This window comes from Pseudomonas sp. LM13 (assembly GCF_041381355.1).
Classification (GTDB): Bacteria; Pseudomonadota; Gammaproteobacteria; order Pseudomonadales; family Pseudomonadaceae; genus Stutzerimonas; species Stutzerimonas frequens.
The window spans coordinates 16,015-29,914 of record NZ_JACBXH010000047.1 but is presented as its reverse complement, the minus strand read 5'-3'; the positions used below and the strand labels follow the sequence as shown (position 1 = coordinate 29,914).

Sequence of the window (13,900 nt, the reverse complement as noted above, 5' to 3'; positions counted from 1 at the left end):
CTGTGGCGGGTTCTTTTCGATACCAGGCTCGCTCAGCCCTCAACCTTCGGCGTCGCCCGTCCCGGCTGCGGTGGCGAGGCAAACAGGCGCTTGAGCTTCATCGCCGGCGCTTCGATCAGGTGCCAGGACAGCGCGGCGAGGATCAGCGTCGGCACGAAGGCGATCAGCGTCAGGCCGAGCACGCCGACCTGCGGGCCGAACAGGTAGACGGTGAGCTGCTGGAACGGGAAGGCGTAGATATACAGGCCGTAGGAGAAGTCACCGTACTTGCCGAAACGCGACACCCAGGGCAGCGGCGCGTAGGCCAGGTAGAGCACCAGGTACGGCAGCGCGACGAAGTACACCAGCGGGCCGATGTCGGTGCGGAAGGTCGCCACCAGCGCGGCGAACAGCAGCGCCGCGATCCAGCCGCGCCAGGGAATGTCGTCGCGATAGAGGAACAGTGCCGAGCCGCTGTAATACAGCAGACCGAGCTTGAAGATGTTCTTGATGAAGTAGGACTCGATACCCAGCTTGCCCAGCAGCCAGAAGTGCCCGACCGCCAGCACGGCGATCGGCAGGAAGATCAGGCGGCGCTTGAGAAAGCCGGTCAGGCCGAGAATCATCACGCCGATGTACATCAGCACTTCCAGCGGCAACGTCCACAGCGAACCGTTGACCACATCGGGATAGATGTTGCCGGTGAATACGCCAGGCAGTTCGTAGCGCGTCACCAGCAGGATGTTCTGCAGGTAGGTCCAGGTACCGTCGGCGGCCAGATAGCGACCGAGGCTGAACTGCGTGACCATCGGTCCAATGACGAAGACCGACAGCAGCACCGCGACGATCAGCGCCGGGAAGATGCGCAGTGCACGCTTGATCAGGAAGCTCTTCGGGCTGCTGCTGGCCAGCCAGGACGAGGCGATCAGGTAGCCGCTCATGACGAAGAAGATGCCGACGGCGATCGAGCCGCCCTTCTCATAGCCGGTCAGCAGCGTCAGTGGTTCGTCTTCGCGACGGCCGACCAGCGGGTAGCTGTGGGCGAACAGCACCAGAGCAGCGGCGAAGAAGCGCAGGAAATCGAAGTTGTTTTCCCGGGTGTGAAAGGAACCGGTGGGATGCATGGTCTGCTCCTGACTGTCGGCAGTGGCTGGAAGCTGGAGTGCACGGGAGTGCAATGCCGGTACTGCCGGATCGGTCGCCGGAGGCGCCCTGATCATCCTTTTGTTTGTTTGCCGGCCGGCTCCAATTCGGGAAGCGCGGAAACCACAGCGCTCGCCCGATCAGCCTCCTTTGTCCGGACCTGTAAGCAAATGTTCCCGAGGCAACCGACGGGCGGTAGCGGTTGCCATCGATCAGTTGGGCTGGCGCGCGGTCGACGAGCTGTTTACTGTATATATAAACAGTCCTTGCCCACGAACATGACCCTGCCCAATTCCACACCACGCGGCCGCGGTACGGCGGTGAACCCGGACAACCGCTTCGCGCCCACGCGCAGCGAGGCCTACGACGATGGCTGGGAACACGACGTCCCGCCGACCCGCGCCACCGAGGTGCGCCGCGAGATCGCCAAGTCGGTACTGACGCGCAACCAGTCGCCGGACGTCGGTTTCGATCGCTCGGTCAACCCTTACCGCGGTTGCGAACATGGCTGCATTTACTGCTTTGCGCGGCCATCGCACGCGTACTGGGATCTTTCGCCGGGCATCGATTTCGAGACCCGGCTGATCGCCAAGACCAACCTTGCCGAACGGCTGGAGGCCGAGCTGAGCAAGCCGGGCTACGTGCCGCAGCCCATCGCCCTGGGGGTGAACACCGATGCCTATCAGCCGCTGGAGCGCGAGCAGCGGCTGACGCGTCAGGCGCTGGAGATTCTGCTGCGCTTCAAGCACCCGGTGCACATCATCACCAAGGGCTCGCTGGTGCTGCGTGACCTGGATCTGCTGGTGCCGTTGGCCGAACAGCGGCTGGTGAGCGTGTCGGTCAGCCTGACCACGCTCGACGACGAGCTCAAACGCATCATGGAGCCGCGTGCGGCCTCGCCCTCGGCGCGCCTGCGGGTGTTGCGCACGTTGCACGACGCCGGTGTGCCGGTCAGCGTGATGTGCGCGCCGATGATTCCGATGATCAATGACATGGAGCTGGAGCGCATGCTCGCGGCGGCGCGTGATGCCGGCGCCCGTTCGGCTGGCTACGTGATGCTGCGCCTGCCCCATGAGGTCGCAACGTTATTCGATGAGTGGCTACAAGAACATTTTCCGCAGCGTGCCGCTCATGTCATGAGCCTGGTGCGCCAGTCACGCGGCGGCAAGGAGTACGACAGCCGCTTTGGCAGCCGCATGCGCGGCGAGGGCCAATTCGCCGAGCTGCTCGGCCAGCGCTTTCAGCTGGCTTGCCGACGTCTGGGCTACAACCGCCGCGAGCAGAACTTCGGCCTGGATTGCAGCCGCTTCGCGCCGCCAGGTCAGCAGATGAACTTGCTTTAAACGCCAGCTTTTAACCTTGACCGAACGCGCATAAGCAAGCAGCAGCGTTGTTTCGGTGGATTTTGGATAACCCGAATGTGCGAATACAGCGGCGCTGGGCTAGCCTGAATTGTCTGGCCGCCACGCTCGAAGACGGTGGCCGATCTGACTTCGGAGGAAATATCGCGATGCCTGGCAATTTGAAGCTGTACCACGCTCCTGGCTCTTTTTCGTCGCGCATTGTCTGGCTTCTGGAAGAGCTGGGCGCTGATTATGAGCTTCAGGTCGTAAGTGATCCGAACGTGGGCGATGGCGAAGCGGACCCCCGTAATCCTCACCCGCACGGCTTTACTCCGGCGCTGGAGCATGGCGGCCAGGTGATCAGCGAGACCGGAGCCGTTGCGCTGTATCTCACGGACCTATTTCCACAATCCAGGATTGGCGTGCCGGTCGGCGACCCCCTGCGGGCGCGCTATATAACCTGGCTGTTCTATCAGGTCGGGTTGACCGAACCGTTGATTTACATGAAGGGCAACCAGGCCTTGGAGCGAGATGCGGCCATGGCACGCCTTTACCAAGCGATGATGAGCCATATCGAGGAGGCTTTGGGTCACGGCCCGTACATTCTCGGCGAGCGCTTCACAGCAGTGGATATCCTCTATATGAGCCTATTCGAGCACGCCCGCCCGCTGCTGGGTGAAAGCGCAGTGATCGATGTTTATCTGAGCCGAGCGGACCGTCCCGCACGACGCCGCGCGAAAGCTAAAGCCGGCTGAAGTTGGCGCTATAGCCGCCGCGTTCCTGGGCCTGCCGACATGGAAGCCAGACGACGAACGCCGCCGATGTTTTGGCTGCGGCTACAGTTTTACAGCATCATTTTTCGCTAACGTAACTGGCCGCGATTTTCAAAGCACTGCGCCCTATTGCCACGGAACTATCCCCAGCAGGCAACGTACCAATCTGAGTCCAGCGGCGCCTCCATGCGCCGCATTCTTGGTGTTGGAGGCAACGTGGAGTGGATTGATCTGGTGCAATGGCCCGCCATGGTGGTCACGGTAATCGCTGCGTGGCTCATCGGCTCCCTGCAACCACGTCGACGTACCGTCGGCTTCTGGTGCTTCTTGTTGAGTAACGTTCTGTGGGTGGTATGGGGCTGGTACGCCGGTGCCTGGGCGCTGATTACGCTGCAGGTATGTCTGGCGCTGATGAACATTCGTGGCGTGAAGAAAAACGACCATCCCGATGACGTCAAGGCGGGGGCGAGCGCTATGTAAAATTGCCAGGTTGCAATCGCTGTCTATACTCCGTTCGTAAGCGTACTGATGGACTCCGACTGCGCATACAGAGCAAGGGCTGGCAACCAGGAATTGGGGGAGGCCAGATCCAAGCGTGGTCAAACCGCAGAAGCGAGCAAGCTCCTTTGTGCGGCCAGACAAGCGGTCGGCGGGATAACAAGAACCATAAGGGGAACCCGCAATGTCGCGACATCCACGAGTTTGGATGGGGATTGGGCTGTGGTCGTTATTCGGCCAGGCCCAGGCGGCCTGGGACGTGAATATGCGCTCCGGTGCCACAGAGGTCAGTCGTTCGGTTTTCGATCTGCACATGACCATCTTTTGGATCTGCGTGATCATCGGTGTGTTGGTGTTCGCGGTGATGTTCTGGTCGATGTTCGCTCACCGCCGCTCCAAGCGGCTGGAATCGGCGCATTTCCATGAGAACACCAAGGTCGAGGTGCTCTGGACGGTCATCCCGCTGCTGATCCTGGTCGGCATGGCGGTACCGGCGACCCGTACGCTGATTCACATCTACGACGCGTCCGAATCGGATGTCGATATCCAGATCACCGGCTACCAGTGGAAATGGCATTACAAGTACCTGGGCGAGGATGTCGAATTCTTCAGCAACCTCACCACGCCGCGCGATCAGATCAATAACCTTGCGCCCAAGGGCGAGCATTACTTGCTGGAAGTAGACGAGCCGCTGGTGATCCCGGTGGGCGCGAAGGTGCGCTTCCTGATCACCGCGGCGGACGTGATCCACTCCTGGTGGGTACCGGATCTGGCGGTGAAGAAGGACGCCATTCCCGGTTTCATCAATGAATCCTGGACCCGCGTCGAGCAGCCGGGCATCTACCGCGGCCAGTGCACCGAACTCTGCGGCAAGGACCACGGCTTCATGCCGGTGGTGGTGGAGGTCAAGTCGCAGGAGGACTACGCCGCCTGGCTCGGCGAGAAGAAGGCCGAGGCCGCCAAGCTGGCCGAGCTGACCAGCAAGGAATGGACCCTGGAAGAGCTCTCCGAGCGCGGCGAGAAGGTCTACCAGACCGCGTGCGCCTCCTGCCACCAGCCAACCGGCGAAGGCATCCCGCCGATGTTCCCGGCCCTCAAGGGCTCGCCCATCGCCACCGGCGACGTCGAGGCGCACATCAATATCGTCGTCAACGGCAAGCCGGGCACCGCCATGGCGGCGTTCGGCAAGCAGCTGTCGGAGGTCGATCTGGCTGCCGTCATCACCTACGAGCGCAACGCCTGGGGCAACGAGACAGGCGACATGGTCACGCCGAAAGACGTGCTCGACTTCAAACAGGCCGAAGAAGCCACCCAGTAAGAGGATCAGGTGATGAGTGCAGTGATCGACGACCATGGTCATGTCGGGCATGACCACCACCACGGGCCGGCGAAGGGGCTCTCGCGCTGGCTGCTGACCACCAATCACAAGGACATCGGCTCGATGTACCTGTGGTTCAGCTTCTGCGCCTTCCTGCTCGGCGGCTCGATGGCCATGGTGATCCGCGCCGAACTGTTCCAGCCGGGTCTGCAGATCGTGCAGCCGGAATTCTTCAACCAGATGACCACCATGCACGGCCTGATCATGGTGTTCGGCGCGGTAATGCCGGCCTTCGTCGGCCTGGCCAACTGGATGATCCCGCTGATGATCGGCGCACCGGACATGGCGCTGCCGCGGATGAACAACTTCAGTTTCTGGCTGCTGCCGGCGGCCTTCGGCCTGCTGGTCTCGACCCTGTTCATGGAAGGCGGCGGGCCGAACTTCGGCTGGACCTTCTATGCGCCACTATCGACGACCTACGCGCCGGAGTCGGTGACCTTCTTCATCTTCGCCATCCACCTGATGGGCATCAGCTCAATCATGGGTGCGATCAACGTGATCGCCACCATCCTCAACCTGCGCGCGCCAGGCATGACGCTGATGAAGATGCCGCTGTTCGTCTGGACCTGGCTGATCACCGCCTTCCTCCTGATCGCGGTGATGCCGGTGCTGGCGGGCGTGGTGACCATGATGCTGATGGACATCCACTTCGGCACCAGCTTCTTCAGCGCCGCCGGGGGTGGCGACCCGGTGCTGTTCCAGCACGTGTTCTGGTTTTTCGGCCACCCAGAGGTGTACATCATGATCCTGCCGGCCTTCGGCGCGGTCAGCTCGATCATCCCGGCGTTCAGCCGCAAGCCGCTGTTCGGCTACACCTCGATGGTCTACGCCACCGGGGCGATCGCCTTCCTCTCCTTCATCGTCTGGGCGCACCACATGTTCACCGTCGGCATCCCGCTGACCGGCGAGTTGTTCTTCATGTACGCCACCATGCTGATCGCCGTGCCGACCGGGGTGAAGGTGTTCAACTGGGTGTCGACGATGTGGCGCGGCTCGCTGACCTTCGAGGCGCCGATGCTGTTCGCCGTGGCCTTCGTCATCCTCTTCACCATCGGCGGCTTCTCCGGGCTGATGCTGGCCATCGCCCCGGCGGACTTCCAGTACCACGACACCTACTTCGTGGTGGCGCACTTCCACTACGTGCTGGTGCCGGGGGCGATCTTCGGCATCTTCGCCTCGGCCTACTACTGGCTGCCGAAGTGGACCGGGCACATGTACGACGAGACCCTGGCCAAGCTGCATTTCTGGATGAGCTTCATCGGCATGAACCTGGCGTTCTTCCCGATGCACTTCGTCGGTCTGGCCGGCATGCCGCGGCGCATCCCCGACTACAACATGATGTTCGCCAACTTCAACATGGTCTCCAGCGTCGGCGCCTTCATGTTCGGCGCCACCCAGCTGCTGTTCCTGTTCATCGTCATCAAGTGCATCCGCGGTGGTGTGCCGGCACCGGCCAAACCCTGGGACGGCGCCGAGGGGCTGGAGTGGAGCGTGCCCTCGCCGGCGCCCTACCACACCTTCCAGACGCCGCCGGACTTGAGCGACGTGCACGAGCACCGCAAGGGCACCGGCGGGGAGCTGTTGCCGTGAGCACGCATCGGGGCTTGGCTGGGGGGTGCCGGGCCACCCGCAACTGCCAATCGGGGAGGCTGCCATGAGCGAAGCCCTGTCCACTCGGCGCCTGGTCCGCCGCCTCGTGTTCGTCGTGATCGCGATGTTCGGCTTCGGCTTCTTGCTGGTGCCGATCTACGACGTGATGTGTCAGGCCTTCGGTATCAACGGCAAGACCGCCGGCGCCTACACCGGCGTGCAGAGCGCCGACGAGGCGCGTGCGGTGCGGGTGCAGTTCCTCGCCACCAACGCCGCCGGCATGCAGTGGCAGTTCGGCCCGCTGGCCGACCAGCTCAGCGTGCACCCCGGCGCCAGCCAGGAAATCCGCTTCGTCGCCTACAACCCGACCGACAAGCCGATGACCGCCCAGGCGATTCCCAGTGTCTCGCCGTCACGGGCGGCCGCCTACTTCCACAAGACCGAATGCTTCTGCTTCACCCAGCAGGTGCTGCAACCGGGCGAGCGCATCGAGATGCCGGTGCGCTTCATCGTCGATCGCGACCTGCCCGCCGACGTGCATCACCTGACCCTCGCCTACACGCTGTTCGACATCACGTCCCGCCAGCCGCCGGTGGCCGCCAACGCCACATCGGCACCGGCCAAGGAGAGTCTGCAATGAGCCAACAGACCACCCACGAGCAGTACTACGTTCCCGATCAGAGCAAATGGCCGATCATCGCCACCATCGCCCTGCTGGTCACCTTCTACGGACTGGGCAGCTGGTTCAACGACCTGAAGGCCGCGCGGGATTCGTCCAACGGGCCGCTGATCTTCTTCGTCGGCGCGCTGCTGATCGCCTACATGATGTTCGGCTGGTTCGGCGCCGTGGTGAAGGAAAGCCGCGCCGGACTGTACAGCGCACAGATGGACCGCTCGTTCCGCTGGGGCATGAGCTGGTTCATCTTCTCGGAGGTGATGTTCTTCCTCGCCTTCTTCGGCGCGCTGTTTTACATCCGCTACTGGGCCGGCCCCTGGCTGGCTGGCGAAGGCGACAAGGGCATCAGCAACATGCTCTGGCCCAACTTCGAATACACCTGGCCACTGCTCAACACCCCAGATCCCAAGCTCTATCCGGCACCGGAAGGCACCATCAGTGCCTGGGGCCTGCCGCTGATCAACACCATCCTGCTGGTCAGCTCCAGCTTCACCCTGACCTGGGCACACCATGCGCTGCGCAAGAACAACCGTCAGCACCTGAAGCTCGGCCTGGGCCTGACCGTGCTGCTCGGCGTGGCATTCCTGATCCTGCAGATCGAGGAGTATGTGCACGCCTACACCGAACTCGGGCTGACGCTGGGCTCGGGCATCTACGGCGCGACCTTCTTCATGCTCACCGGCTTTCACGGCGCCCACGTGACCATGGGCGCGATCATCCTCACGGTGATGCTGGTGCGCATCCTGCGCGGGCATTTCAGCCCAGAACAGCACTTCGGTTTCGAGGCAGCGGCCTGGTACTGGCACTTCGTCGACGTGGTGTGGATCGCGCTGTTCGTATTCGTCTACGTGATCTAGGGAGCGCTCAGAAACCGAAGGCGGGGCGCAGCTGCCCCGTATAGAAACCCCAGCCGATCAGCGCAACGGTCAGCGCGCTGAGCGTGACGCGAATGAACAGGGCCGTGATCACGCGGGAGGTACGGCCCTCGTCCCTGACGAGGAAGAACAACCCACTGAACAGACTGACCAGCGTGGCCACTAACAACAGAACGATCGCCGCCTTGAGCATGAGCGATTCCACGACAGGGGTATTGGGGGTGGAGTATAGCCAGCCGTATCGACGCATCAGGGTGCCGGCCATGAGCGGCTTCAGGCCGGGGCTGCTGCCGACCCTGCTGGTACTGGCCATGCTGCCGGTACTGGTGTGGCTGGGTTTCTGGCAGCTGGAACGCGGTGAGCACAAGCGCGAGCTGCTGGAGCGCCAGCAAGCCCGTCAGCAGGCCGCACCGCTGGCGCCCCACGAGATCGAACGGCTGAAGGACCCGGCCTTCGCCCGGGTGTTCCTGCAGGGTCGCTTCGATGCCGAACACAGCTTCCTGCTCGACAGCCGCACCCGCGACGGCCAGGTCGGCGTCGAACTGCTGCAGCCCTTCCATGACGAACTCAGCGATCGCTGGGTGATGGTCAACCGCGGCTGGATTCCCTGGCCGGACCGCCGCGTGCCGCCGGCCTTCGACACGCCGACGCAGCCGTTGAAGCTCGCCGCCTGGGTCTACGTGCCGCCGGGCAAGCCGTTCGTCTTTAGCCATCGAGCGGCCGAGGGCTGGCCGCGGTTGATCAACCATGTGGACATCGAGGCGATGTGGCAGCAGGCGGGGCGCGAGGGGGTGATCCACGAGCTGCGCCTGGAGCCGGGTCCGAGCGCCTATCGTGCCGACTGGGCGATCACCAGCATGAGCCCGTCGCAGCACCTGGGTTACGCCGTGCAGTGGTTCGCCCTCGCAGCGGCACTGCTGGCGCTGTTCATCTATTTCGGTGTGCATCAGGCACGGGGGAAGCGCAGTGAGCACGATGAATCCAACCCTCTCCAGCGGTGAAGGGAAACGCGGCCGCGGACGGCTGCAACTGCTGCTGATCATCGGCGTGGTGCTCGGCCCGATGCTGCTGGCTTCGGCCATGTACCGTTTCGGCTTCTGGGTGCCGGAAAGCCGCAGCTATGACGGCGTGCTGATCGCCAACGGCCAGGACCGTGCGGCCATCGGCGTCAGCGCTACAGCGCCCGAGCGCCGCTGGGAGCTGCTGGTCACCGCGCCGCAGGGTTGCGAGGCCCAATGCCAGCAACTGGTCTACCTGGCCCGGCAGATCAATATCGGCCTGGCCCGCGAGGCGGCCCGCGCCAGCCACGCACTGGCGAGCGCAACGGCGCTGGATGAGGCCTACGAGCAGCGCCTGCGCCGCGAATATCCACAGCTGCAACACCATGCCCTGGACGCCGCCGTCTATGCCCGCAACCCCGAGGCGCCCGCCACGCCACAGCTGTGGATCGTCGATCCGCACGGCAACCTGGTGCTGCGCTACGACGCTGGCGCCGACGGCAAGGCGATCCTCGACGACCTGAAGTACCTGCTGAAAATCTCGCAGATCGGCTGAGGCACTGCGCCGCTGCGCTGCGGTCCCAAACAGACCGCCCAAGGAGAACCCGATGGCCAGACCCGGATACCGCCTCGCCCTGATCGCCACCGCGCTGGCCGTGGTGGTCGTGCTGCTCGGCGCCTATACGCGGCTGACCCACGCCGGCCTCGGCTGCCCGGACTGGCCCGGCTGCTACGGCTTTCTCGCCGTGCCCATGAGCGAACACAAGCAGAACCTTGCCGCGCTGCGCTTCCCCGATGCACCACTGGAGGTACGCAAGGGCTGGAACGAGATGGTCCACCGCTATTTCGCCGGCGCCCTCGGGCTGGTGATCCTCGCCCTTGCCGTACAGGCGATACGCCTTCGCGGCCAACCCGGGCAGCCAGTGAAGTTGCCGCTGCTGCTGCTCGCAGTGGTCACCGCCCAGGCGATCTTCGGCATGTGGACGGTGACCCTGCAGCTCTGGCCGCAAGTGGTCACGGCGCACCTGCTCGGCGGCTTCACCACGCTCAGCCTGCTGTTTCTGCTGTGCCTGCGGCTGTCCGGCGCGCTTGCTCCCTTGCCGGCCGTGGACGGTCGTCTGCGCAGATTCGCCGGCCTCGCCCTGCTCGCGGTGGTGGCGCAGATCGCCCTGGGCGGTTGGGTCAGCAGCAACTATGCGGCGGTGGCCTGCACCGATTTCCCCACCTGCCACGGCGAATGGTGGCCGCGGATGGACTTCGCCAACGCCTTCGACCTGACCCACCACGACATCGGTCCCAACTACCTCGGCGGCCTGCTCTACGGCGAGGCGCGCACGGCCATCCATCTCACCCACCGCATCGGCGCACTGTGCGTGACGCTGCTGTTGCTGGCGCTCGCCGCCATGCTCTGGCACCGCGGCCTCGGCCGCCTGGCCGGGCTGCTCGTCGCCGCGCTGGCGCTGCAGGTCGGGCTGGGCATCAGCAACGTGCTGCTCAACCTGCCGCTGGCGGTGGCCGTCGCGCACAACGGCGGCGGTGCCGCGCTGCTGCTGGTGCTGGTACTGGTCAATTACCGGCTGCGCCAGCCTGCACATGCCGCCCGACAAACCGAGCCGGCATCGATTTCGAACACGACGGGGCAGCTCGATCTGCCCCGCGCATGACCACAAGGAGAACCCCCATGGCGACTCTACTCAGCGAACGCGGCGCCCAGGCCAGCTGGCGCGACTATCTGGAGCTGACCAAGCCGAAGGTGGTGCTGCTGATGCTCATCACCTCGCTGGTGGGCATGTTCCTCGCCACCCGCGCCGGCGTGCCCTGGACGGTGCTGCTGTTCGGCAACCTGGGCATCGCCCTGTGTGCCGGCGGCGCGGCGGCGGTGAACCATGTGGTGGACCGGCAGATCGATTCGGTGATGGCCCGCACCCACAAGCGTCCCCTGGCCGAAGGACGGGTCTCACCGGCGGCGGCACTGACCTTCGCCTTCGTCCTCGGTGTCAGCGGGCTGGCCCTGCTGCTGACCTTCACCAACGCCCTCGCCGCCTGGCTGACGCTGGCCTCGCTGATCGGTTACGCGGTGATCTATACCGGCTTTCTCAAGCGCGCCACGCCGCAGAACATCGTCATCGGCGGCCTGGCCGGCGCCGCGCCGCCCCTGCTCGGCTGGGTCGCGGTAACCGGCCAGGTCACCGCCGAGCCGCTGCTGCTGGTGCTGATCATCTTCGCCTGGACGCCGCCGCACTTCTGGGCGCTGGCCATTCACCGCAAGGACGAGTACGCCAAGGTCAACGTGCCGATGCTGCCGGTGACCCATGGCGTGCACTACACCAAGGTGCACATCCTGCTCTACACCGCGATGCTGCTGGCGGTCAGCTTCATGCCCTTCGCCATTCACATGAGCGGCCCGCTGTACCTGGCCGCCGCGGTGCTGCTGGGCGCGCGCTTCCTCTACTGGACCATCGCGCTGTACCGCGACAGCCGGCCACATGCGGCAATCAAGACGTTCAAATTCAGCATCTGGTACCTGTTCGCGCTGTTCATCGCGCTGCTGGTTGATCATTATCTGCTACTCGATTTCTAGTGGCCTGTGCGGTGAGCGGGTTGAGGCAAGTTCGGATGAACATGGCTCCGAGACAAGGCGCTGCGACGAGTCATAGCGAGCTATGGCGAGGAGCAGCAACGCAGTGTCGGGGCCATGGGCGCCGAAATTGACCAACTGAGCTCACCAAACAGGCCACCCAGTCGCTCAAAGGACGTTCATGACCCGCATCCAGAAAACCGTCTTCATTCTCGTGGCGCTGGTGGCGCTGGTCGTCGGACTGACGGTTTCCAAGGTGCTCAACAGCCAGCGCCAGCTCGACCCCACCCAGCTGCTGGATGCCGGCATCGTCCTGCTGCCGCAGAGCCGCACGGTACCGTCACTGAGCCTGACGGATCAGGACGGCGAAGCGGTGAAAGTGGACGAGCTGGACGGACAATGGACGCTGCTGTTCTTCGGCTACACCTTCTGCCCGGACATCTGCCCCACCACGCTGGCCGAGCTGCGCCAGCTCAACGGCATGCTGCCCGACGCCGTGCGCGACCAGCTGCGCATCATCCTCGTCAGCGTCGACCCGAATCGCGACACGCCGGAGAAGCTCAAGCAATATCTGGGCTACTTCAACGCCGGCTTCCAGGGCCTGACCGGCCCGCTGGACGATATCCAGACGCTGGCCAACGGCGTCGGCATCCCCTTCATTCCGGGGGATACCAGCAAGGAAAACTACACCGTCGACCACAGCGGCAACCTGGTGCTGATCGGCCCGGACGGCCGCCAGCAGGGTTTTATTCGCGCGCCGCTGCGGGTGCAGAAGCTGGCCGAGCAGTTGCCCGAGTTGATCAACCAGGCGGAGTGACGCTCAGGCGCAGCGCCGCGAGGCGAGGCCCCCCCGGCAGATGAGTACGACCCGCTTCGCCGCATCAGCCCGCCTCCGCCATCGTCCCACGCCTTGCCGCGGCCTGCCGCCTTGCCGACAGCTTGCGCCACCAGATCACCACTCCGGTCACCGACAGCACCGCGATCGCCACGCCGAGCAAGGCGATCAGGATGCGACCCGGCAGGCCGAGGATGCGCCCGCCGTGGATCGCCGGCTGCAGCAGGTGGAACTGCTGTCCCAGCGTACCCTGGCCAGGAATCTCCTGACCGAGCAGGCGCCCGTCGGTGCCGTGGAAGAACAGCCAGGCATTGCCCTGATTGCTGTCGTGCTCGCCGAAACCGGCGCCATAGAAGTTGTACTCGAAGCTGTAGTACAGCTCGGTGATTGCCTCCGTCAGGCCGAGCTCGGCGGCGTGCTGCATGGCGTAGTCGTACGCCTGGTGGAAGTCGTAGGCGGTGGTGCCCAACTGCTCGGCCGGCATCCGCCCGCGGGCCTCGTAGACGCTCGGCTCAACGGGCGAGAACAGCGAAACCACCGGCTTGAACACCTGCTCCGGCAGGTTCATCGCCACGCTGCTGACCGCCACCGGCGTGAGCAGCAGCCACAGCCACAGGCCGCCGGCACGGTGCACGTCGTGGTTCATGCGCTGACGCTTGATCTTCCAGGCCGTCCACCACTTGGAAAGGAACGGCCGGCCACGGGGAAAGGTCAGCACCAGCGAGACGAAGCAATCGATCACCCAGGCGATGGCGACGATGCCCATCAACCACAACCCCCAATTGCCCGGCAACGACAGGTTGTAGTGGAACTCGAGGATGAAGGGTACGAAGTTCTTGCGCGAGAAGCAGCATTCGCCCCAGTAGCGTGTACCCACCGGCTCGCCGGTCACCGCGTCGATGTACTGCACCACTGGGCGCTCGTCATAGGGCTTGCCGGTGGCCGGATCGTTGCGCGGCACCAGCGCCATCAGCGCGGCATGGCCGGGCTCGCTGGGGAACTCCATGTACCAGACCTGCATCCGCGGGTTGGCCTGCTCGACGCGCTCCACGAGCGTTCCCGGCGCCAGCACCGGACCCTCGCTGGTGGTGTGGTAGAACTCCGGGTTGAGCCATTCATCCAGCTCGTGATGGAAGGCCAGGATGCTGCCGGTAATGCCGGCGAGAAACAGGAAGATCGCCGTGGCCAGGCCGATGTAACGGTGCAGGAGCACAAGAATCGAACGCATCGTCGG

The 13,900-nt window shown here is 64.3% G+C and carries 15 protein-coding genes; 12 read left to right on the top strand and 3 right to left on the bottom strand.

Going from position 1 to position 13,900, the window contains the following annotated elements; all coding sequences use genetic code 11:
- Nucleotides 1-32: 32 nt before the first annotated feature.
- Nucleotides 33-1,103, bottom strand: coding sequence for an acyltransferase family protein (locus HZR81_RS20830; RefSeq protein WP_313409851.1), 1,071 nt, complete (start codon nt 1,101-1,103; stop codon nt 33-35).
- Between the two features lie 297 nt (nt 1,104-1,400).
- Between HZR81_RS20830 and HZR81_RS20825 the strand changes: the two genes are divergently transcribed.
- From HZR81_RS20825 to HZR81_RS20795, 7 genes are all read left to right on the top strand, one after another.
- Complete coding sequence (locus HZR81_RS20825; RefSeq protein ID WP_500129132.1) at nt 1,401-2,465, top strand: PA0069 family radical SAM protein; 1,065 nt, start codon at nt 1,401-1,403, stop codon at nt 2,463-2,465.
- Nucleotides 2,466-2,632: 167 nt separating this feature from the next.
- Entirely contained in the window at nt 2,633-3,220 is a 588-nt protein-coding gene (locus tag HZR81_RS20820; protein ID WP_014822207.1) for a glutathione S-transferase family protein, read from the top strand.
- A 204-nt stretch (nt 3,221-3,424) separates the two neighbouring features.
- On the top strand, nt 3,425-3,718 hold the full coding sequence (locus tag HZR81_RS20815; protein ID WP_014822208.1) for a hypothetical protein: 294 nt from the start codon (nt 3,425-3,427) through the stop codon (nt 3,716-3,718).
- Between the two features lie 202 nt (nt 3,719-3,920).
- Nucleotides 3,921-5,054 (top strand): cytochrome c oxidase subunit II, encoded by a 1,134-nt coding sequence (gene coxB, locus HZR81_RS20810; RefSeq protein WP_500129131.1) that lies wholly within the window; start codon nt 3,921-3,923, stop codon nt 5,052-5,054.
- 12 nt (nt 5,055-5,066) lie between these two features.
- Nucleotides 5,067-6,704, top strand: coding sequence for a cytochrome c oxidase subunit I (ctaD, locus tag HZR81_RS20805; RefSeq protein WP_500129130.1), 1,638 nt, complete (start codon nt 5,067-5,069; stop codon nt 6,702-6,704).
- Between the two features lie 64 nt (nt 6,705-6,768).
- Nucleotides 6,769-7,344: a cytochrome c oxidase assembly protein gene (locus HZR81_RS20800; RefSeq protein ID WP_256076759.1), complete on the top strand. Its 576-nt coding sequence runs from the start codon at nt 6,769-6,771 to the stop codon at nt 7,342-7,344.
- The gene (locus tag HZR81_RS20795) at nt 7,341-8,237 is read left to right on the top strand and encodes a cytochrome c oxidase subunit 3 (protein WP_500129128.1); all 897 of its coding nucleotides are present in this window, start codon (nt 7,341-7,343) and stop codon (nt 8,235-8,237) included. Before HZR81_RS20800 ends, HZR81_RS20795 begins: the two co-directional genes overlap by 4 nt.
- Nucleotides 8,238-8,244: 7 nt before the next feature.
- Here the strand turns inward: HZR81_RS20795 and HZR81_RS20790 are convergent, their stop codons facing one another.
- Nucleotides 8,245-8,448 carry a twin transmembrane helix small protein gene (locus tag HZR81_RS20790; RefSeq protein WP_013984507.1) on the bottom strand — a complete coding sequence of 68 codons (204 nt, stop codon included), beginning with the start codon at nt 8,446-8,448 and terminating at the stop codon, nt 8,245-8,247.
- Nucleotides 8,449-8,518: 70 nt separating this feature from the next.
- On the opposite strand from HZR81_RS20790, the gene HZR81_RS20785 reads away from it, so the two are divergent.
- The 5 genes from HZR81_RS20785 (at nt 8,519) to HZR81_RS20765 (ending at nt 12,648) form a co-directional block, all read left to right on the top strand.
- The gene (locus tag HZR81_RS20785) at nt 8,519-9,256 is read left to right on the top strand and encodes an SURF1 family protein (RefSeq protein WP_500129127.1); all 738 of its coding nucleotides are present in this window, start codon (nt 8,519-8,521) and stop codon (nt 9,254-9,256) included.
- Nucleotides 9,231-9,809, top strand: coding sequence for a PA_0111/PP_0108 family redox-active disulfide protein (locus HZR81_RS20780; protein WP_444815571.1), 579 nt, complete (start codon nt 9,231-9,233; stop codon nt 9,807-9,809). The genes HZR81_RS20785 and HZR81_RS20780 overlap by 26 nt, the downstream gene beginning before the upstream one ends.
- Before the next feature lie 52 nt (nt 9,810-9,861).
- Nucleotides 9,862-10,917, top strand: a complete 1,056-nt coding sequence (locus HZR81_RS20775) for a COX15/CtaA family protein (protein ID WP_500129126.1) — start codon at nt 9,862-9,864, stop codon at nt 10,915-10,917.
- A gap of 17 nt (nt 10,918-10,934) precedes the next feature.
- Nucleotides 10,935-11,834: a heme o synthase gene (gene cyoE, locus HZR81_RS20770; RefSeq protein WP_011915172.1), complete on the top strand. Its 900-nt coding sequence runs from the start codon at nt 10,935-10,937 to the stop codon at nt 11,832-11,834.
- A gap of 178 nt (nt 11,835-12,012) precedes the next feature.
- Nucleotides 12,013-12,648, top strand: a complete 636-nt coding sequence (locus HZR81_RS20765; RefSeq protein ID WP_133455188.1) for an SCO family protein — start codon at nt 12,013-12,015, stop codon at nt 12,646-12,648.
- A 64-nt stretch (nt 12,649-12,712) separates the two neighbouring features.
- Here HZR81_RS20765 and HZR81_RS20760 read toward each other — a convergent pair whose 3' ends face one another.
- Nucleotides 12,713-13,894 (bottom strand): PepSY-associated TM helix domain-containing protein, encoded by a 1,182-nt coding sequence (locus HZR81_RS20760; protein ID WP_500129125.1) that lies wholly within the window; start codon nt 13,892-13,894, stop codon nt 12,713-12,715.
- Nucleotides 13,895-13,900: the final 6 nt, after the last annotated feature.